The sequence below is a fragment of the 'Prunus avium' virescence phytoplasma genome (genome assembly GCF_050916135.1).
In the GTDB taxonomy this organism is placed as follows: domain Bacteria; phylum Bacillota_I; class Bacilli_A; order Acholeplasmatales; family Acholeplasmataceae; genus Phytoplasma; species Phytoplasma ziziphi.
The window spans coordinates 109,661-131,426 of sequence record NZ_CP069156.1; the positions used below are offsets into that span (position 1 = coordinate 109,661).

10 protein-coding genes and 2 pseudogenes are annotated in these 21,766 nt (G+C 23.8%); all 12 read left to right on the top strand.

Annotated elements, in window-relative coordinates:
- Positions 1 to 176: 176 nt before the first annotated feature.
- Positions 177 to 1,460 (top strand): exodeoxyribonuclease VII large subunit, encoded by a 1,284-nt coding sequence (locus tag JNO41_RS00505; RefSeq protein ID WP_121463993.1) that lies wholly within the window; start codon positions 177 to 179, stop codon positions 1,458 to 1,460.
- Between the two features lie 89 nt (positions 1,461 to 1,549).
- Entirely contained in the window at positions 1,550 to 6,094 is a 4,545-nt protein-coding gene (locus JNO41_RS00510; RefSeq protein ID WP_121463994.1) for an exonuclease domain-containing protein, read from the top strand.
- A 127-nt stretch (positions 6,095 to 6,221) separates the two neighbouring features.
- Positions 6,222 to 7,564 (top strand): annotated as a pseudogene (locus JNO41_RS00515) (FAD-dependent oxidoreductase).
- A 389-nt stretch (positions 7,565 to 7,953) separates the two neighbouring features.
- Positions 7,954 to 10,466, top strand: a pseudogene (secA, locus tag JNO41_RS00520) (preprotein translocase subunit SecA).
- Positions 10,467 to 10,497: 31 nt separating this feature from the next.
- Positions 10,498 to 11,583: a peptide chain release factor 2 gene (gene prfB / locus JNO41_RS00525; RefSeq protein ID WP_121463996.1), complete on the top strand. Its 1,086-nt coding sequence runs from the start codon at positions 10,498 to 10,500 to the stop codon at positions 11,581 to 11,583.
- A 106-nt stretch (positions 11,584 to 11,689) separates the two neighbouring features.
- Complete coding sequence (locus tag JNO41_RS00530; protein WP_121463997.1) at positions 11,690 to 12,421, top strand: YitT family protein; 732 nt, start codon at positions 11,690 to 11,692, stop codon at positions 12,419 to 12,421.
- A 162-nt stretch (positions 12,422 to 12,583) separates the two neighbouring features.
- Entirely contained in the window at positions 12,584 to 14,347 is a 1,764-nt protein-coding gene (locus JNO41_RS00535) for a nitrilase-related carbon-nitrogen hydrolase (protein ID WP_121463998.1), read from the top strand.
- 12 nt (positions 14,348 to 14,359) lie between these two features.
- Entirely contained in the window at positions 14,360 to 15,532 is a 1,173-nt protein-coding gene (mnmA, locus tag JNO41_RS00540; protein ID WP_432729693.1) for a tRNA 2-thiouridine(34) synthase MnmA, read from the top strand.
- A gap of 61 nt (positions 15,533 to 15,593) precedes the next feature.
- Entirely contained in the window at positions 15,594 to 17,324 is a 1,731-nt protein-coding gene (locus JNO41_RS00545; protein ID WP_121464000.1) for a RelA/SpoT family protein, read from the top strand.
- A 99-nt stretch (positions 17,325 to 17,423) separates the two neighbouring features.
- Complete coding sequence (gene hisS, locus JNO41_RS00550; protein WP_236628345.1) at positions 17,424 to 18,701, top strand: histidine--tRNA ligase; 1,278 nt, start codon at positions 17,424 to 17,426, stop codon at positions 18,699 to 18,701.
- A gap of 1 nt (position 18,702) precedes the next feature.
- Positions 18,703 to 20,448 (top strand): aspartate--tRNA ligase, encoded by a 1,746-nt coding sequence (gene aspS, locus JNO41_RS00555; protein ID WP_121464001.1) that lies wholly within the window; start codon positions 18,703 to 18,705, stop codon positions 20,446 to 20,448.
- Between the two features lie 42 nt (positions 20,449 to 20,490).
- A complete protein-coding gene (gene tilS / locus JNO41_RS00560) occupies positions 20,491 to 21,759 on the top strand; it encodes a tRNA lysidine(34) synthetase TilS (protein WP_121464002.1) in 1,269 nt (422 codons plus the stop codon).
- Positions 21,760 to 21,766 lie beyond the last annotated feature (7 nt).

A 21,766-nucleotide genomic window follows, 5' to 3' on the forward strand; every position in this document is an offset into this window, starting at 1 on the left:
GAGTTTAAGGAAAGAATCGCAATTTTGGTTAGAAATTTTATTTTTTTGTGTTAGTGTTAAAACATAAAAGAAATAATTTGAATTTTTAAAACTTCATAATTTTTGAAAATTCTAATTTATTGAAACGTTATGGCTACAAATAAAATAATTATAAAGCATAATCAAAGGAGTTTAAAATGACAATTTTCTCTTTTCTACGTTCAGTTTTTTTTGATAATAAAAAAAATAGTTCTCTATATTTTACAAAAAAACAATTAAATGCTAATGATTTGCTAGAAATCAATGATTTACTGGCGAGAACTGATGATCTTTATAATAACAAAAAAACACCTTTCAAATTAATTAATGGTGTTATTAAAGAAAGCAAAAATCACATTTATTTACATAGCGTCAAAGACATAAATAAAAAGATTATAATAGAACAAATAGAAAATATTGATCCTAAAATGTTTAATCAAGATGTTATTGTTGAAGGTCAATTAATTCGGAAAAATGTTTTTAAAAACAAATATTTTGTATTAAAAATAAATAATTGGTTGTTAAAAAAAGATATTAATAAGTATAATTTGCAAACACAAGTTCAAATTAGTAAAATAATGAAAATAGGTATATTGGTTTCTGAAAATAGCTCAGTTTATTCAGATATCCAGGGTATATTAAAAGAAAAAAATTATAAATCATATAAAACATATTACGCTCGAATGGAAAAAGATAAAGCTATTCTTGAAATTATAAAAACAATTAAACAGATAAATGATGAAAATGAAGTAGATGTTATAATTCTTAGTCGTGGTGGAGGAGAACTTAAAGAAATTAATAGAGTATTTAACAATAAATGTATTATAGAAAATATTAAAAATTCGAAAATACCTATTATAACGGGAATAGGTCATGCTGCGAATATAACTTTTTCAGATTTGGTTGCTTTTGATTATGGTATTACTCCGACGTCAAGTATTTTAAAAATTTTCGCATTTATCGAAAAATCTAATAATTATTTATATCAACAAAACACTCTTGAAACTTATTTCCCTTTTATCTTTAAAGTTCATTATAAAAATAAGCAAATGAATAATATAAAAAAAATAATAGGAGTGATAGATAAAAATAAATTTCCAAATTTACAATTAAATAAATTATTTTACAATCTAAAAACAAATTACAACGAAGAAAAAAATGTTCTTTATTATAATTCGGAAGATAATGAATATATAAAATTTTTTTTAATTCGAACCAGATTAAACATGAATTATAAAAACGAACAAATGAACTATATAAAAAAAATAATAGAGGCAATAGATATAGATGAGTTGCAAACTGTACAATTTCATAAATTGTTGTCTGATTATAAAACTAATTATAACCAAGAAAAAAATATTATTTATTACAATTCAACAGATACTGAGTATATAAAATTTTTTTTAATAAATATCGATAATAAAGAAGAATTGTCTTTGTAAATTTTAATTAAATATGGAAAGCTCATTTTTAAACTAATTATATTTATACTTATATAAATTTTAAAAATTATTGATAAGAGCAAAAATAAATGTCTTCAAATCTTATATTAAATAAACTTATAGATGAGTTTAATAAAGAAAATCAAACTACTTATAAATTTGTTCAAACAATGGTTTGCGCAAAAAAAATAAAATGGGTTTTAAATTTTTCAGGAGAAAAAAATTTATCTAATATTTCTTGTTTAAATGATTTTGAACAATTAATTGAACAATTTATTAATAAAGAAACAAATGAATTAATTAAAGATTTAAAAATTGTTATTCATTTTTCGTTTACGAATCTTGATAATGTTCAAGATGAATCTTTATGGAAAAACATTTTTCAGTATCTTTTGAATAAAATAATTAAGAACCAATATAAAGAAGGTTTATTTTCTATTTTAAATTTTCAAAACGGATACAATTCAGCTATTGAAATTTTAGAAATCGATTTTGAAAAAAAAATATGTCATATAAAAATTACATTTAATGAATATTCTTTCAAATGTAATGAAGAAGAATTAAAAGTTCTAATCCAAGAATTAGATCAATTATTAAAAAAAGGATATGGTTCGGATTTGAGCTTAAATATTAAAGAAAGCAAATTTCCAGATGCACCTGAAGAAAAAAATAATGATAAAGTTTTTTTAACATTTGATGAGATTCCTAAATCATATGAACAAGTTAAAGATTTACAACCGAAAAGGTTTTGGATAAAAGGTTATATACAGCAAGTCACTAAAAAAGAAACTAAAAATAAACAAATTTTATTTTCTTTTTATTTAGTCGATCCGAAAACAAAAAAAGATTCTATATTGTATAGAATCTTTGCGAAACCTAAATCTGAAGAATATCAAAAAATGGAAAAAGATTTTCAAGAAGGAGTTTTAGTTGAAATTTGTTCTTCTTTAAATAAAAATTATGATTTAAGATATAAAGAAGATTTTAATTTTAGACTCGAAACTGAATATCAAATTGTAAATTCTACACCTTTCTTTTTGGAGAGAATAGATGATTATCCAGGAAAAAAAAGAATTGAATTTCATTTACATACAAAGATGTCAAATTTAGATGCTACAAATAGCGCTAAAGATTATATTGATACAGCCATAAGATGGGGGCATGCAGCGATCGCTGTTACAGATCATCATGGTCTTTATGCTTATCCTGAAATCGATAATTGTTCTAAGCAAAAACCTATCAAACCTATTTTAGGAGTTGAAACAGATTTTATTGAAGAAAAACCTATTTTTGTTACTAATCAAGAGGAATATCCTGAATTCGAAGATTTTGTTTTAAAAAAACATAATTATGTTGTTCTCGATATAGAAACTACTGGTTTTTCACAACGTAGAGATAAAATTATCGAAATATCAGCTGTTAAAATAGAGAACGGTCAAATGACAGATAAGATTTTTGATGAATTAGTCAATCCAGAAACTAAATTAAATAAAACTATTATAAAGCTTACAGGAATTCAAGATGAAGATTTAGAAAATAAACCTACTATTGAAAAAATTTTGCCTAAATTTTTAGAATTTATTAAAGGTTATGTTTTAGTTGCGCATAATTTGGCTTTTGATATAGGGTTTATCAAGGAAAAAGCTAAAAATTTAAAAATTCCTTTTATTGAACAACCTTGTATAGATACTTTACGTGTAAGCCAAAGATATTTTGAAAAATATTTGAAATATTTTTCTTTAAAGAGAGTTGCTAAATGTTTTAAAGTTAAAGCAGAATTAGAAGGTAGTCACCACAGAGCTTTATACGACTCTACCATAACAGCCCTTGTTTTAATAGAGATGTTTAAAAGATTAGAAGAACGAGAAATTTTTTATTTTTATGATTTAAGAGGTCGTATGGATGGCAAATTTGAAATATCTTATCATATTAATATTTTAGCTAAAAATAAAATAGGTTATAAAAATTTATTTCGTTTAGTAAGCCATTCTTTAACTAAAGATTTTTATAGAAAACCTAGATTATTAAAGTCTAATTTAGAAAAATATAGAGAAGGTTTATTAGTAGGAAGCGGTTGTAGTGAAGGCAATGTTTTTAAAACAGCTTTAAATAAAAATGATAAAGAGTTAAGCGAAGTTATTTCTTTTTATGATTATATAGAAGTTCAACCGATAGACAGTTATAAACATATTATTTATGATTTGGCCGGCGATAATACAGAAAAAGGAAAAATTATTATTCAAGAAATAATTTTAAAAATTATTAATGAAGCTCAAAAACAAAATAAAATTGTTATTGCTACTGGCGATGTTCATTATTTAAATCCTTGTGATAAAATTTATAGAGAAATTTATATTAACGCTAAATTAGTGGGCGGCGGATTACATAATTTATTAAAATATTCGACTCAACATTTACCCGACAATTATTTTTTAACTACTCAAGAAATGTTAGACGCTTTTAATTTTATTGAAGATCAACAATTAAAAGAAGATTTAGTGATTAATAATACTCATCTTTTAAATGATCAAATTGATAAAATTAGAATTTTTCCTAAAAAACTTTTTTCCTTAAAAGATGATAATTTTGCCAAAAATTTAAATATTCCAAGTATTAAAATTGAGATGAAAAATTTAATTGAGAATAAATTACAAAAATTATATGGAAAAAAATTACATCCTTTTATTCAACAAAGGATGGTCAAAGAATTAAAAAGTATTATTGGCGATTATAAAGATAAAAATATTAATCAAAATATTACTCCTATATATTTTTTAGCTTATTTATTAACTAAAAAATCAATAGAAAGTGGTTATCCAGTGGGTTCACGTGGTTCAATTGGGTCTTCATTTATAGCTACTCTTTTAGGAATAACTGAAGTTAACCCCTTAAAACCACATTATCTTTGCCCTCAATGTCAATATACCGTTTTTCCTCAAATGACTCAAGAACAAAAAGAAAGTGAAGAATATAAAGAATATATTCAAAATCAAGGTTCTGATTTGAATGATTATTCCGAGATAACAGATATTTTATCTGGTTATGATTTACCGGATAGAAACTGTCCTTTTTGTTCTGTTAAATTTGTAAAAGATGGCCAAGATATTCCTTTCGAAACTTTTTTAGGTTTCGAAGGTAATAAGACACCCGATATAGATTTAAATTTTGCGGGTGATTATCAACCTATAGCTCATGAATATATGAGAGAATTGTTAGGACATGATTGTGTTTTTAGAGCTGGAACGATTCAAACAGTAGCTAAACAAACTGCCTTTGGTTATGTTAAAGGTTTTATCAAAGCAAAAGAATTAGAAGATAAAATTAGAAATTGTGAAGTCGCTAGAATGTCGAATATAATCGAAGGAGTAAAACGTTCTACAGGACAACATCCTGGCGGCATTGTTGTTGTTCCACGTGATATTTCTGTTTATGAAGTTACTCCAATTCAATTTCCTGCTAATGATATAGAATCTAATTGGAAAACTACTCATTTTGATTATCATTCTTTTGAAAACAACTTATTTAAGATGGATATTTTAGGACACGATGATCCTATTTTGATTAAATTTTTTATGGATTATGTTCAAAAAAATCAGAATGAATTTAGTTTTAAATCTTATCAAAATATTCCAGTTGATGATCCCGATGTTTATAAATTATTTTCTAATGAATATATTGATAAAGGTCAGAAAATAGCAACTATTGCTATTCCAGAATTTGGTACTACATTTGTTCAAAAAATGTTAAAAGATATTTATAAAGAAAATAAAAAAATTAATTTTGGTATTTTAGTTAAAGTGTCAGGTCTTTCTCACGGAACTGATGTTTGGATGCAAAATGCTCAAGATGTTTTAGAAAAAAGAGGAGATTTTGATTATTTAAAAAAATCAGGTTTAAACATTTCCTTTAATGATATTATTGGTTGTCGTGATGATATTATGTTATATTTGATTCGTAAAAATGTTGATCCTTTAAAAGCTTTTGAAATTATGGAATTAGTTCGTAAAGGCAAACAACATTCTAAACCTGTCGAATGGACAGAAATGATCGAATCAATTCAAAAAGAAAAAGGTATTCATAAATGGTATTTCGAATCTTTAGGAAAAATTAAATATCTTTTTCCGAAAGCACATGCTGCCGCTTATGTTTTAATGGCTGTGAGAATCGCATGGTTTAAAGTTCATCATCCTCTTTTATTTTACAGTGGTGTTTTATCTACAAGATTAGATCAATTTGATTATGATTTAATGTTAAAAACGCCGAATGAAATTGATGCAAAAATTAGTATTTTAGTAGGTAAAAATATAACACAAAAAAACACAGCTAAAGAACAAAGTTTAATTAACACTTTAAATATTGCTTTAGAAATGCTTCGCAGAGGTTTTAAATTTTTGCCAATTGATTTAAATAAATCCGAAGCTTTTGAATTTGTAATGTATAATAATGATTCTTTAATTATGCCTTTTATCGCGATAGATGGTTTAGGTGAAAAAGCAGCCACTCATATAGTCGAAGAAAGAAAAGAAAAATTATTTACACAATCAGATTTTAAAAAAAGAGCTAAATTAAATAAAACTATTTCTAAAAAAATAATAGAAGAGTTAAAATTAGTAGAAAAATTACCATTAGAATGATCAAAAACTAAAACAATATATAATATTATATAAATTTAGTTATAATTATATTGATTATAAATTTTTTTGATTTTTACTGTTTTGTAATAAAACAAGATCATTAAGGCGGTTTAAAGTAAAATATATAATGAAAGTAATCGTGATTGGTTGTAATCATTCTGGGACAGCTGCAGTTAGAACAATGTTGAATAAAAATGAAGATATTAAAGTAAATATTTACGAAAAAAACGATAATGTTTCTTTTTTATCTTGTGGTATAGCTTTATATATTGGTGGCGTAGTTAAAGATAGAAAAGGTTTATTTTATTCTAGCGCTGAAGAATTAAATAATTTAGGAGCTAATGTAAAATTGAAACATGAAGTTGTTAAAATTGATTTAAATAAAAAAATATTTTAGTTCGAAATTTAGAAAATGGTAATGAATTTTTCGATGATTTCGATAAATTAGTTCTTTCGACTGGGTCTTGGCCTGTAATCCCTAAGATAAAAGGAATCGAATCTCAAAATGTTTTATTATCTAAAAATTTAGAACATGCTAATCGTATTATTGAGTACGCTAAAAAAGTTAATAAAATAACAGTTGTCGGAGCAGGTTATATTGGAGTAGAATTGGCTGAAGCTTTTTGTAGACAAAACAAAGAAGTAACTTTGATAGATATTGAGAATAGAATAATGCCTAAATATTTAGATAAAGAATTCACTTCAATAGCTGAAGAGAGTTTAAGACAGCATAATGTTAAATTAGCTTTAAATCAAAAAGTAGTTGAATTCAAAACTAAAGGCGATCTAGTTACTCATGTTCAAACTGATAAAGATTGTTATGAAACAGAAATGGTTATTACATGTATCAGTTTTAGACCATATACAGATTTAGTCAAAGATGTTTTAGAATTAGATTCTAATAATTCTTTAAAAGTTAATGAATATTTGCAAACTTCACATCCTGATGTTTATGGTTGTGGCGATTGTATAAATATTATATATACTCCGTTAGCAAATAAAAGTATGTATATTCCTTTAGCTACTAACGCTGTAAGAACAGGTACTATTGTAGGATTGAATATTGAAAAAAATGTTTATAAATATTTAGGAACTCAAGGAACTAGTTGTATTCAAATTAATGATTTAAGTATTTCTTCGACAGGATTGAATGAACATTCCGCTAAATTATTAGGGATTGAGTATGATACAATTACTATAAAAGATGCTAATAGACCTGAGTTTATGCCTGAATATGATTCAGTATTATTAAAAATTTTATTTGAAAAAACAACAGGTGTTATTTTAGGAGGTCAAATTTTATCTACCACTGATTTAACTGAAAAAATGAATACTTTAAGCGTTTGTATCGAACAAAAAAATACTATTGATACTTTAGCTTTTAAAGATTTTTCTTTTCATCCGTATTTTAGCAAACCATGGAGTTTGTTAAATTTGGTAGGAATCAAATATTTAGAATCCTCAAAATGAATATAAGCGGTAATAATAAAAACTATGTTTACTAATAAACATAGTTTTTATTATTTATTGAAATTATTTTTTTATTCAATTTTTTTATTCATTTATATATTTTGTATAATAATATTATAATTTATAATTTTATTTTAATAAGAAAAGTTTTTAATTTTAAATTTATAAATTACTAAAGATAATGATTTTTTAAATTTATAAAAATATTTGAATTTCATTATTTTTATAAATTTAAAATTATATTTTTTTAAAAATTTTTGGAAAAATATTAAAATTAGAAAATCTTTTGCTTCCTAATATATGAATAAGCAAAAGATAACAAATTTAATATTATTTTTTTCTTGAATAAATTTGAAATTTTTTCAGAAAGGTTTGAACATAAAATAATGATTTTTAATTTTGTCAAAAAATTTTTTAACTCCTCTAATAAATACTTAAAAAAAGCTCAATTGTTAGTTAATAAAATGAGTAATTTTAGTGAGGGGTTTGCTAAATTAAATGATGATGATTTTCCTAAAGAAACCGAACGATTAAAAAAAATGTATCAAGCGGGAACTTCTTTAAATGATTTATTACCAGAAGCTTTTGCTTTAACGAAAGAAGCTTGTACTAGAGTTACAGGATTAACTCCTTATAATGTGCAGCTTTTAGGAGCGGTCATTTTATATCAAGGACAAATTGCTGAGATGAAAACAGGCGAAGGTAAAACTTTAACCTCAGTTATGCCCGCTTATTTAAATGCTTTAAGTGGGGAAGGTGTTCATATTGTTACTGTCAATGAATATTTAGCATGTCGTGAATCTGAAGGTGAAATAGGAGATGTATTTCGTTTTTTAGGATTAACTGTTGGGTTAAATATTAAAGACAAAAATATCGAAGAAAAAAATTAGCTTATAAATGTGATATTCTTTATTCTACTAACAGCGAATTAGGTTTCGATTATTTAAGAGATAATATTCAAAATGAAATCGAAAATTTATTGATGACAAGAGAATATAATTACGCTATTATTGATGAGGTAGATTCGATTTTAATTGATGAAGCCAGAACGCCTTTAATTATTTCCAGTCCTGCGAAACAAGGAATTAAATTTTATAGAGATGCAAATCGTTTTGCTAAAACTTTAAAAGAAAATGGTTATATAATTGATTTAGAATCTAAAACAATTGAATTATCTGAAGAAGGAATCGCTAAAGCTGAAACTTTTTTCCAAATTAAAAACTTATATAGCGGTAATAATTATTCTTTGTTGCATTGTATTAAAAACGCTTTAAAAGCTGTTTTTATTATGAATAAAAATAAAGATTATTTAGTAGATAATAATAAAGTTTTAATTATTGATCAATTTACAGGAAGAGTTTTGCAAGGTCGTCAGTTTAGTGATGGTTTGCATCAAGCTTTAGAAGCAAAAGAAGGTTGTAGCATCGAAGGAGAAACAGAAATTAACGCAACTATTACTTATCAAAATTTCTTTCGTATTTATAAAAAAATATCTGGTATGACAGGAACAGCTAAAACAGAAGAAAAAGAATTTATTAGTATTTATAATATGAGAGTTATTGAAATTCCGACTAATAAATTAATGATTAGAAAAGATATGCCTGATTTTGTTTTTGCCACTTTAGATCAAAAATGGGAATCTTTAATTCAAGATATAGAAGAAAGATATAAAAATAAACAACCCGTTTTAATAGGAACCGTTACAGTAGAAGTCTCTGAACAAATTTCAATAAATTTAAAAAAAAGAAAAATTCCTCATGAAATTTTAAATGCCAAAAATCATTTAAAAGAAGCAGAGATTATTGCTAAAGCTGGTCAAAAAGGTTCTATTACTATTGCTACTAATATGGCAGGTCGTGGTACTGATATTCGTTTAGGAGAAGGAGTAGTAGAATTAGGTGGGTTAGCTGTTTTAGGAACTGAAAGACATGAATCAAGAAGAATTGATAACCAATTAAGAGGTCGTGCTGGTCGTCAAGGAGACCCTGGTTATTCAAGATTTTTTGTTTCAGCAGAAGATGAATTAGTTCAACGTTTTGGTGGTCAACGAATTCAAAAAATGATAATGCTTTTAAACAAAACCCAAGATAATCAAGGGCAAAATAAACCTATTTCTTATAAATTTTTTACTAAATTTTTCACTAATATACAAAAGAAAATTGAATCTTCTAATTTTGATTATCGTAAATTTATTTTACAATTTGATTCTGTTTTAGATGTACAAAGAAAAATTATTTATACACAAAGAAGAGAAATTTTGATGTTAGATAATATAGAAGATTTAGTTATTAATATAATACATAAAACAGTAAATAAAAAAATTAAATATTTTTTATCAAATAAAATAGGAAAAATAGAATATCAAAATTTACTTGATTTTATTGATTATCTAGAAAAATTATTTTTACCTCAAGGTATTCTTAAATTAGAAGAATTACAACAAATAAAAGAAAATAAAAATAATTTTGAAAAAGAAATAATTGAATTAGTTCATGAAAAAATTAAAAATATTTTAGAACAACATAAACAAAACTTGATTATTGATGGTCAGGATTATTATTTCCAAACTTTAAGATTTATTATGCTTCAAAATATTGATAATCACTTTAAGCGTCATATGTCAGATATGAATATGTTGAGCAAAAGTATTAATTTTTTAAGTTACGGACAACAAAATGTTTTAACAGTTTATCAAGATACAGGATGCACTTTTTTTAATGAAATGATGGAAAATATTTGTTTTGAAACAACGCGTATTATTTTAAAATTCTTCTGTTCAAAAGAAGATTTTTTAGAAAGAAAACAACAAGAGCAAATTTTAAGTAAAAATAATTTAAAAAAAGACATTATTAATAGAAAAAACAGAAGAAAACATAAATCTGTTAAAACACCATGGAATTAGAATATTTTTTACAAGGATTATTTAATATATAATGGACAAGTATGAAATCAATAAAACTTTAGAAAATTTAAAAACGATTTTATCAGATTTAGAATATAAAATTAATTTAAAAGAAAAAAAAGAAAAAATCGAAGAAATTAATAAATCGATGGCAGACGCTTCTTTTTGGGAAAAAAGTGATAATGCTACCAAAATAACTAAACAATTTTCTAAATTACAAGAACAAGTTAATTCTTTTTCGAAATTAAAAAAAAATTTAAATGACTTAATTGTTTTGTTAGATTTAACAGAAGAAAATGATAGTGATTTTTTAATTTTGACTGAAGATTTGAAAAAAATAAAAAAAGATATTAAAAATTTTGAAATTAATATTTTATTAAATAAACCTTATGACGAAAATAATGCTATTTTGATTTTACACCCTGGTGCAGGAGGCACAGAATCTCAAGATTGGTGCGAAATGTTATTTCGAATGTATCAAAGATATGCTCAAAGAAAAAACTTTCAAACTAAAATTTTATATTTACAACAAGGTTCAGAAATCGGTTTAAAAGCAGTTAGTTTATTGATTAAAGGTAATTATGCTTACGGATATTTAAAAGCCGAAAGAGGAGTTCATAGATTAGTGAGAGTATCCCCTTTCGATTCCAATTTACGTAGACATACTTCTTTTGTATCTTGTGAAGTTTTACCTGAAATAAACGAAGAAATTGAAATTAATATTAAAGATGAAGATTTAAGAATTGATGTTTTTCGTAGTAGCGGAGCTGGTGGACAACACGTTAATACAACTGATTCGGCTGTGAGAATAACTCATTTACCTACTAATATAGTGGTAAACTGTCAAAACGAAAGAAGCCAAATCAAAAATAGAGAAACAGCCTTACAAATTTTAAAAACTAAATTATTAAATTTAGCTCTTATGAAACAAAAAGAAAATGAAAATAATTTAAAAGAAGACCAAAAAGATATTAGTTGGGGCAACCAAATTCGAAGTTATGTTTTTCATCCTTATCAAATGGTAAAAGATCATCGTACTAATCATGAATTTTTTCAAATTGAATTAGTTATGAATGGTTATTTAGATGAATTTATCAATGCTTTTTTAAAACAATAAAAATAATTATAATTTTATAAAATTTTTATTTAAAAAAAGTTATAATTGAAAATTTAATTTTATATAAATTCTTAATATTAAGGCGATTTGGTTTAATATATAAAATATGATAAATCATAAAAAAATTTCTGGTAATGTTTTTTATAAATGGTTTTGGATTATATTAAATGATTTTTTATTGGCTTTTGCTATTTATTTTTTTATTTTAGGTCCGAAATTGAATAATGGCGGTTTAGATGGGTTATCTTTATTAACAGCACAAATTATTAAATTTGTTTCAGTTAATAAATTTTTATTAGAATCAAATAGTTTTGATTTATGGATATTTATTTTTGTTCTTTTTTATAATTTTGTAACTATTTTATTAAGTTATAAATTTTTTGGCAAAGATTTTTGTAAAAAAACAATTTTTTTAGCTTTTTTTTTAACTGGTTGTTTTTTTCTTTTAAATCATTTTATAGGAACAGATCAAAGAAAATTCTTTTTATCAAGAATTTTTGTTGACCTAAATGAAAATGATTTTAAATCATTTATAATATCTGCTCTTTTAGGCGGCCTTTTGATCGGTTATACATTGAGTAATATTCGTAATTTAGGCTATAACACTGGAGGAATGGATATTGTCCAAAAAATTTTAAAAGATATTTGTGGTATAAATTTTATTTTAGTTTTATTGTTTACTGATGGAATGATTGTTTTTTGCTCTTCTTTAATCGAAAACAAACACGGCTTAAAATTTTTTTTTGGTAGATTATTTTGTTCTTTTTTGTCTTTAATTATTGTTGGTTTTGTAATTGAAAAAAGAGATGTTCTTACAAAAAATGAAAAAACATTATAATATTTTCATAAATATTTTATATAATTTGTTTCTTTAAAATATCAAGAAGATATTTTGGATATTTTTGCACAATACTATAAAAATTTATTGAAAAATTATGTATACAATTTACATTTATAAAAATTAAAATGAAAAAACACAATTAGAAAGGTTTTTCAATAAATGTATAAAAACAGTTCTATCAAAATAGAAATGTCAAGTCCTGATTTATATGTTGGTAATTCCTTTAAAAATGCTAAAAGTATTATTGAAGTTTTAAATAAAAGCAAAGCAAGTGTGGTTTTATTTCCAGAATTATGTTTAAGCGGTTATTCAGCAGGAGATTTATTTTTCGAAACTACTTTTTTAGAAGAGAATATAAATTCTCTTAATTTTCTTATTAATAATAATTCTTTCAAAGGTGTTTATTTAATTGGGATGCCTTTTTTATTCAAAGAAGTTATTTTTAATGTAGCTGTGGTTATTCAAAATAAAAAAATTTTAGGTATTGTTCCTAAACAAATGATACCTAATTATAAAGAATTTAGTGAAAAAAGATGGTTCCAATCAGGTAAACATATAGATACTAAAATAATTAATTTTTTAGGACAAAAAGTTCCTATCGGAAATATTTTATTTGTTAATAAACAATTTGATATTATTTTTGGTGTTGAAATTTGTCAAGATTTATGGACTATCGAATCACCTAGTGATTTAATGGTTTTGAATGGAGCGCATTTGATTTTTAATTTATCTTCTTCTACAGAACATTTTGAAAAAGATCGACTTCGTAAATTAGCGGTTTTAAATCATTCACGTAAACAAATAGGTGGATATTTTTACACTAGCAGCGGTATAACAGAATCTTCAGTGGATACTCTTTTTTCTAATCATAAAATTGCAGCTGTTTTAGGAAAAATTATTGGCGAAAAAAATTTAACAAGTTCAGATATTAGTTTGGTAGTAGATGTTTTTATAGATGCTATTAAATATCAAAGACGAATCGATACAACTTATGCAGAACAAAAAATTGGAAAAGAGTTTTCTTTTATGAAATCTTATTTCGAAGTTGAAGAAGTAGATTTTTATGAATTTGAAAAAAATTTTAATTCCAGGCCTTTTTTGGATGATAACAAAGAAGAATTAGAAAAACAATTGAAGTTATCCAATGTTATTCAAGTATTATCTTTGAAAACAAAAATGTCTTCTATATTTAATTCTAAAATCGTATTAGAAATGAAAAACAGATTAAATGAAATTTTGATTCTTTTAGTAGTTGTTCAATACTTTCGCGATAATAAAAAGAATTTACAATATTTAGAAATTATTATCAAAGAGTTAAATTATTCTGATGATCCGCATATTTTATTTTTTACGAAAAAATTATTAAAAAATTTAGGCATAACTAATGTTAAAATTATTAAAGAAAACGAAGTTTCATACTTAGAACAACTTTTCAATGATGGATTTAATAAATTGATTTTAGAAAGCGATAATTTATCAGATTTGGCCGTTGGAAGCATAAATTATAGTTTCCGTTCAGATAATGTTTTTTTATATAATTTAAATTTAGGAATACCTAATACTTTAATGTCCGAATTAATTATTTTTCATTTTAAAGAAAATAAAATATTTATTGAAGATGATATCAAAAATTTCTATTTATATAAAATAGAAAAATTTTTAAATTTTCAAGTTATTGTAGAAGATTTTATTTTATATCATCATTTGAATAATAGTTTTCGAAAAGAAAAGATAGCTTTTTTAATAGAAAAAACTTTTTTGTTAACTTATCAAGAAAGTTTGTTGTTAGTCACACGATATATGAAAAATTTTTATCAAAATCAATATAAAAGAAATACAATGTCTCCTGGGCCTAAAATTTTATCTTATAGTCTTTCTTATCGTACAGAATTAAAAATTCCCATTCACATGGAAAGAGAATAGTTTAAATAAAAAATATTTAAAAATTTAAAGGTCAAATATGAAAAAAAAGTAATAATTGGTTTATCTGGCGGAGTCGATAGTAGTGTAGCTGCTTTTCTTTTAAAGAAAGCAGGTTATGAAGTCGAAGGTGTTTTTATGCGTAATTGGGATAGTAGCTTGAATTATGATATAGAAGGTAATCCTTTTGTTAATAATAATATTTGCCCTCAAGAACAAGATTTCAGTGATGCTTTGAAAGTCGCTGAACAATTGGATATTAAATGTCATAAGGTTGATTTTTCAGAGGATTATTGGAATCAAGTTTTTACTTCTTTTTTAAACAGTTTAAAAGCGAATTTAACTCCTAATCCGGATGTTTTATGCAATAATAAGATTAAATTTGATACTTTTGTTAAATATGTTGAACAATTTAATCCAGATTATATTGCTATGGGACATTATGCTAGGATTATTTATAAAAACAAAGAAATTATTTTAGCTAAAGCTTTTGATCGTGATAAAGATCAAACTTATTTTTTATCTCAATTAAAGACAGAACAATTAAAAAAAGTTCTGTTTCCTTTAGGCGAGTTAACTAAGAAACAAGTGAGAGAAATTGCCGTGAAGGAAAATCTAATTACTGCTAAAAAAAAAGATTCTACAGGTATTTGTTTTATTGGCGAAAGAAATTTTTTTGTTTTTTTAAATAATTACTTAAATACTAATAAAGGTCCTATAAAAGATATGAATGGTGTCTTTTTGAAAGAACACGAAGGTGTTATTAAGTATACTATCGGTCAAAGAAAAAGATTAAATTTAAAGGTCACAAAAGAAAACCAATCTCCTTGGTTTGTTGTTGGAAAAGATTTAAAGAATAATATTCTTTATGTAGATCAAAATGCCGAAAGTCCTTATTTATATAGCGATTCTGCTTTAATTATTGATGTTGTTTGGAGAAATTGCGAGGGTTATATTTATAAAAAAAATGCTAGAATGGAAATAGAAGCTAAATTTCGTTATCGTCAACCTAATCAAGAAGTGGAAATTATATTTTTAAATGAAAATACAATTAAGATTTATTATCCGCAAAAAATTAAATTAGTTACTCCTGGCCAAGTTTGTTCTTTTTATAAAGGAGATTTTTGTTTAGGCGCTGGCATAATAAAAACAGTCTATTCTCAAAACAAAAAAATGTTATATGTTTAAACTTTATTTTTCTAAATACTTTATAATAATAAAAAAATAGAGAAAGCATAGGTTTATTTATATGGAAGACCAATTAATTCAAAAATTAGAAAATGAGGAAGAGATTTATAAAGAATTAATGGTTCAAATTAATTCATATATTACTGATAAAGATATTTTAAAGCAAATACACAAAGCTTATTTATTAGCTCAACGTAAACATAAAAAACAAAAAAGAGAAACAGGCGAAGATTTTATTATTCATCCTATTCGTGTTGCTCAAATTTTAGCAGATTTAAAAAGTGAACCTAATACTTTGATGGCAGGATTATTACATGATGTTTTAGAAGATACTAATTTAACTTTTGATGAATTAAAATTGGCTGTAGGCGAAGACATTGCTCATATAGTCGAAAGAACAACTAAATTAACTAAAATTGTTTTTAATCAACGTCAAAGACAAATTGAGAATCAACAAAAAATGTTTTTAGCTATGGCTAATGATATTCGTGTTGTCCTTGTTAAGCTGTCTGATAGACTTCATAATATGCAAACTTTAAAAATAATGAGACCTGACAAAAGATTAAGAATTTCAGAAGAAACTTTAACTATTTATGTTCCTTTGGCTCATCGTTTAGGTTTATTTAAAATTAAATCAGAATTAGAAGATTTATCTTTTCGTTATATTAATCCTGAGCAGTATTATCGCATTTCTCGTTTGATTAATATGAAGAAAAATGAAAGAGAAAAATCTATTCAAAAAATTATTGATAATATTCAAACTTTATTTGTTCAATCTAATATTAAAAATTTTTCTATTAGCGGTAGAAGTAAAAATATTTATAGCATTTATAAAAAAATGAAACAAAGAAAAGTAAGTTTTGAAGAGATTTTTGATTTATTAGCGATTCGTATTATTGTAGATGAAGTAGACGCATGTTATCGTTGTTTAGGCATTATTCATTCGAATTATTCTCCTTTACCTTTAAGATTTAAAGATTATATTGCTATTCCAAAACCTAATTTATATCAATCTTTGCATAATACTGTTTTATCTAAGGATGGAACTTTATTTGAGGTCCAAATCAGAACTAGACAGATGGACGAAATTGCCGAAAAAGGCATTGCGGCTCATTGGGGTTATAAAGAAAATAAAATTTATTCTAAACAAGATAAACAATTAGAAATTGCTAAAAAATTAAGATGGTATCAAGAATTAATAAAAATAACAAAAGATTCAGATAATGATTTACATAAAAATTCTCAAAATTTTGTAGATTCTATTAAGAATGATATTTTAACAGAAAATGTTTATGTTTTCACTCCTAAACAAGAAGTTTATGAATTGCCAAAAGGCTCTACTACGATTGATTTCGCTTTTTTTATTCATTCTTCTATTGGTTATAGAATGACAGGAGCCATTGTTAATGGTAAAATTGTTCCTTTAGAATATATATTAAAAAATGGCGATATTATTTCTATTAGAACTAATAAAAATATTTTTCGCGTGAATAAAAAGTGGTTAAATATAGTTAAAACTTCTTATGTTAAAAAATTAATCAAAAAATTCTTTAATAAAGAAAACATAGAATTAGTGAAAAACGGGAAAGAAATTTTAGACAAAGAATTATATAATCATAAAATAGATTTTGTTATTGATAAAAATTTTTTAGTTGAAAATTTTAAGAAACAATATATTCAAAATATTAATGAATTATATATCGCTATCGCTAATAAAAAAATTAATTGTCATTTAGTTATTACTAAAATTAATTCTTTTTTAGCAATGAAAAAAAGATTTCAAAAAAAATAAAAATTTTAAATTAATTAATGTTCAATTAAATAGAAAAAATTGATGTCAAGTTTATATCAATTACTTGATGTTTGATAAATTTATAGAGGATCCAATTAAATGAAATTAATTATGAAAAAAATTAAAGGGACCCATGATTTAACATTTGATGAAGTTAAAAAATGGACTATTGTAGAAAATAAAATTAAAAAATATTTAAATAAATATAATTTTAATGAAATAAGAACTCCTATTTTGGAATATAGTGAAGTTTTTAAACGTTCCGCTCAATATTCTGATATGGTTTTAAAGGAAATGTTTCAATTTATAGATAAAAAAGGAAGAAAAATCGCTTTAAGACCAGAAGGGACGGCTTCTATTGTTAGGAGTTATGTCGAAAATAAACTTTATCATTTGAATGAATTAAATAAATTTTATTATTATGGTCCTTTTTTTCGTTATGAACGGCCTCAAAAAGGACGTTATCGCCAATTTCATCAAATAGGCGTGGAAGTTATTGGTATTCAAAATTTTTTGTCAGAAGTAGAAGTATTTTTTTTGATAAATGATCTTTTGGATATGTTAAATTTAAAAGAGGCTAAAATTATTATTAATAGTTTGGGAGATTTAGAATCTCGAAAACGTTTTTTAAATGATTTTGCCCCTTATATTGAAAAAAACAAAGATCAATTATGCGATTTATGTTTAAAAAGAATAAAACAAAATGTTATAAGAATTTTTGATTGTAAAGAATGTTCTTCGAAAATTTTTTTAAAAAAAGCACCCGTTATTTTTGATTATTTAACTAACGAAGCTAAAGTTAAATTTCAAATAATTTTAGATATTTTACAAAAAGCTAAAATTAATTTTGAAACTGATTTTCGATTAGTTAGAGGTTTAGATTATTATACTGATATTGTTTTCGAAATTTCTTTTTTTTCTGATGTTGATCAACAAAATTATATTTTAGGTGGCGGCGGTAATTATAATGAACTTGTGAAAGAATTTAGCGGCCATCGAATTAATAGTATGGGTTTTGCGATCGGTATGGAACGTTTGATGAACGTTTTAGAAGAAAATATGTTTTTTCAAAATTATCAAAAAGAATGTTTAGATGTTTATTTATTTTCTTTAGATAAAGAAATTATGTTAGATACTTTATTTTTATCGAGAACTATAAAAAAAAATAATATAAAATCGGAAATGAATTATAAAGTGTTTAATTTTCAAAAACAATTACGCAAAATATTAGATTTAAAACCTAAATTTATTATTTTTATAGGAAAAAAAGAAATCGAAAATAATAAATTTAATATTAAAAATGTTTTTAATCACAAAACAGAAATTATAGATAAAAAAGAAATCATTAATTTTTTAAAAGAAGGATTATGCTTATAATATGAAAACAAAATATATTTTTTCTAATAATGAAATAACATTAAAACAGAATGGTCAGAAAGTTTTAATTAAAGGGTGGATCGCTAGAAAAAGAAATATAGGAAAGAAAATATTTTTAATTTTAAGAGATTTTTCAGGAATTGTACAATTGGTGATTAATCATGATCATCATCAATATGATCAAATAGCTTCTTTTAAAGTAGAAACTGTAGTCGAAGTTATAGGATTAGTTCGTGAAAGAATAAATAAAAATTTTAAAATAAAAACTGGCGAAATTGAAATTTTAATTGAAAAATGTCATCTTTTATCTGAGGCTCAAAATTTACCTTTAAATGTTTTTGAACAAACAAATGCTTTAGAAGAACAACGTTTAAAATATCGTTATTTAGATTTGAGAAAAGAAGAACAAAAAAAATATTTAATCAAACGTCATCAAATTACTCAAAATATACGAAAAACGCTTTTAGATAATGATTTTTTAGAATTAGAAACTCCTATTTTATCTAAATCTATTCCTGAAGGAGCTAGAGATTATTTAGTTCCTTCGCGAATCCATCCTTATAATTTTTATGCTTTACCTCAATCTCCTCAAATTTTTAAACAATTGTATATGTTATCTGGTTTTGAAAGATATTTTCAAATAGCGCGTTGTTTTCGAGATGAAGATTTGAGATCTGATAGACAACCTGAATTTACTCAAGTAGATATTGAAACGGCTTTTTTTGACCAAGAAGAAATTATGACTTTAGTAGAAGAAATTATGAAAAATCTTTTTCAGGATATTCTTAAAAAAGAATTAAAAACTCCTTTACAAAAGATAACTTATGATAAAGCTTTGAATTTATATGGAACAGATAAACCTGATTTAAGATTCGATTTATTAATTGAAGATTTAACATCTTATTTTGATTTGACTCAATTAAATGCAAATAATATTAAATCTATAATTAAAGGTATTAAATTGAATATTTCTGATTTTAAAAAATTTTTTTCAAGAAAAAAATTGGATGAATATAAAAAATTAATTAAAAAAAATTTCTCTTTGGATTTGCATTTTATTCAAAAACAAGATAGTTTATTAAAAGGTTATTTAAATAATTGTATTAAAGATGTTTCTTTTTTAGAAGAACAAGAAATTTGTTTTTTTATTTTATTTAATAAAGAGCAGAGAGTTACCGAAGATAATTTGTTAAAAGCTTTAGGTTTTTTAAGAAATGAATTAGCTAAAAATTTAGATTTATATGTATCGCATAAAGAATCTTTATTATGGGTTGTTGATTTTCCTTTATTAGAATTTAATGAAGTAGACAATAGATATTATTCTATGCATCATCCCTTTACTTCACCTATTGATGTTCAACAATTATATGAGACACCTGATAAAGTAAAAGCACAAACTTATGATTTGGTTTGGAATGGTTATGAAATTGGCGGAGGTTCTTTAAGAAATTATCAATCTCAAGTTCAAGAATTTATTTTTAATAAATTAGGTTTTAAAAAAGAAGAGATTGAACAAAATTTTGGTTTTTTCAATGAAGCTTTGAAATACGGTGCACCTCCTCATGGCGGCGTCGCTTTAGGGTTAGATCGTTTAGTGATGTTATTTACTAAAACAAACAATATCAAAGATGTAATTGCTTTCCCTAAAACTCAAAGCGGCCAAGATTTAATGATGCAAAGCCCCAATTTAGTTGATGAAAAACAATTAAATGTGTTAAAATTAAAAAAATTAGAAACAAAAATATAAAATAATAAAAATATCTTAAAATATTCAAAAGGAATTTAAATTATGATTTTTTCTTCTTTATGTTTCAAATTAGATAAACAAAATATTTATATTATTTCTGTAAGTGGTGGTGTTGATTCTATGGTCTTGTTAGATTATTTATATCATTTACAGTATAATTTAGTTGTGGTTCATTTTAATCATTTGAAACGAAAAGAATCATTAGAAGATAAAATTTTAGTTGAAAAATATTGTTTTTCAAATAAAATTCCTTTTTATTATTTCGAATTACAAATAGTAGGAAAAAATTTTCAAAATGAAGCTAGAATACTTAGAAAAGAAAAATTAAAACAAATTGCCGAAAAATATAAGACTTTTTATTTAATAACGGCTCATCATTTAGATGATTTAGCTGAAAATATTTTATTCAAAATTTCCCGAGGCAGTTCTTTTTTAGGATATAGTGGCATGCAAGCATCTTATTTTCATGATGGTTTTTATTTTTTAAAACCTTTTTTGTACACTCCAAAAAAAAAAATTTTGGATTATGCTTCTGATAAAAAAATATCTTTTTTAGAAGATTATACTAATTCTTTGAATATGTACACTAGAAATAAAATAAGAAATCAAGTTATACCTTTTTTCAAAGAGATAAATAATTTTTTGAAAAATATTCAAAAGTTTCATTTTCAAATGTCGGAAATTAATAATTTGATAAGAAAACAAACTTATTTTTTTTTAGATAAAAGAATAGATAAAACTTTTTTTAATTTACAATCTTTTTTAAAACTAGATATTGTTATTCAAAAAGATGTTATTTTATTTTTATTGGAAGAAAAAAAAATTGATAAAAATTTTTCTTTGATTAATAATATTGTAAAAGGTTTACAAAATAATAATAAACCTAATATGCAATGGGATTTTTTATCTAAAGAATGTATATTAGTTAAACAATATTATAAATTTTTTTGGAAACAGAGAAACTCCGAAGTTATTTCTAAAAATTTTAAACCTTCCATACATTATGCTTCTGATAAAAATTTTTTATCTTTTTGTTTTGCGACGCAAAAGATATTTTATGATCAAAATTGTCTTCAACCACCTTTTTTGGTGAGAACTAAAAAAATAGGTGATATTTTAAAATTTTCTTTTGGAACTCAAAAATTAAAAAAATTTTTTATTAATTCTAAAATACCTTTACATGAAAGGAAAAAGATTTGGTTAGTAACGGATCAACAAAATATTATTATTTGGATTCCTAATTTATATTTAAATTCTACACTTGGAAGAGATAAATTTCTTTATTTGGGTTTAAAGAAAGAAAATAATTGATTTATTA

Bases quoted from the DNA above. Each gene is read 5' to 3' on its own strand.
- JNO41_RS00505 (WP_121463993.1), top strand. From the start codon at position 177: ATGACAATTTTCTCTTTTCTACGTTCAGTTTTTTTTGATAATAAAAAA.
- JNO41_RS00510 (WP_121463994.1), top strand. From the start codon at position 1,550: ATGTCTTCAAATCTTATATTAAATAAACTTATAGATGAGTTTAATAAA.
- prfB (WP_121463996.1), top strand. From the start codon at position 10,498: ATGGACAAGTATGAAATCAATAAAACTTTAGAAAATTTAAAAACGATT.
- JNO41_RS00530 (WP_121463997.1), top strand. From the start codon at position 11,690: ATGATAAATCATAAAAAAATTTCTGGTAATGTTTTTTATAAATGGTTT.
- JNO41_RS00535 (WP_121463998.1), top strand. From the start codon at position 12,584: ATGTATAAAAACAGTTCTATCAAAATAGAAATGTCAAGTCCTGATTTA.
- JNO41_RS00545 (WP_121464000.1), top strand. From the start codon at position 15,594: ATGGAAGACCAATTAATTCAAAAATTAGAAAATGAGGAAGAGATTTAT.
- hisS (WP_236628345.1), top strand. From the start codon at position 17,424: ATGAAATTAATTATGAAAAAAATTAAAGGGACCCATGATTTAACATTT.
- aspS (WP_121464001.1), top strand. From the start codon at position 18,703: ATGAAAACAAAATATATTTTTTCTAATAATGAAATAACATTAAAACAG.
- tilS (WP_121464002.1), top strand. From the start codon at position 20,491: ATGATTTTTTCTTCTTTATGTTTCAAATTAGATAAACAAAATATTTAT.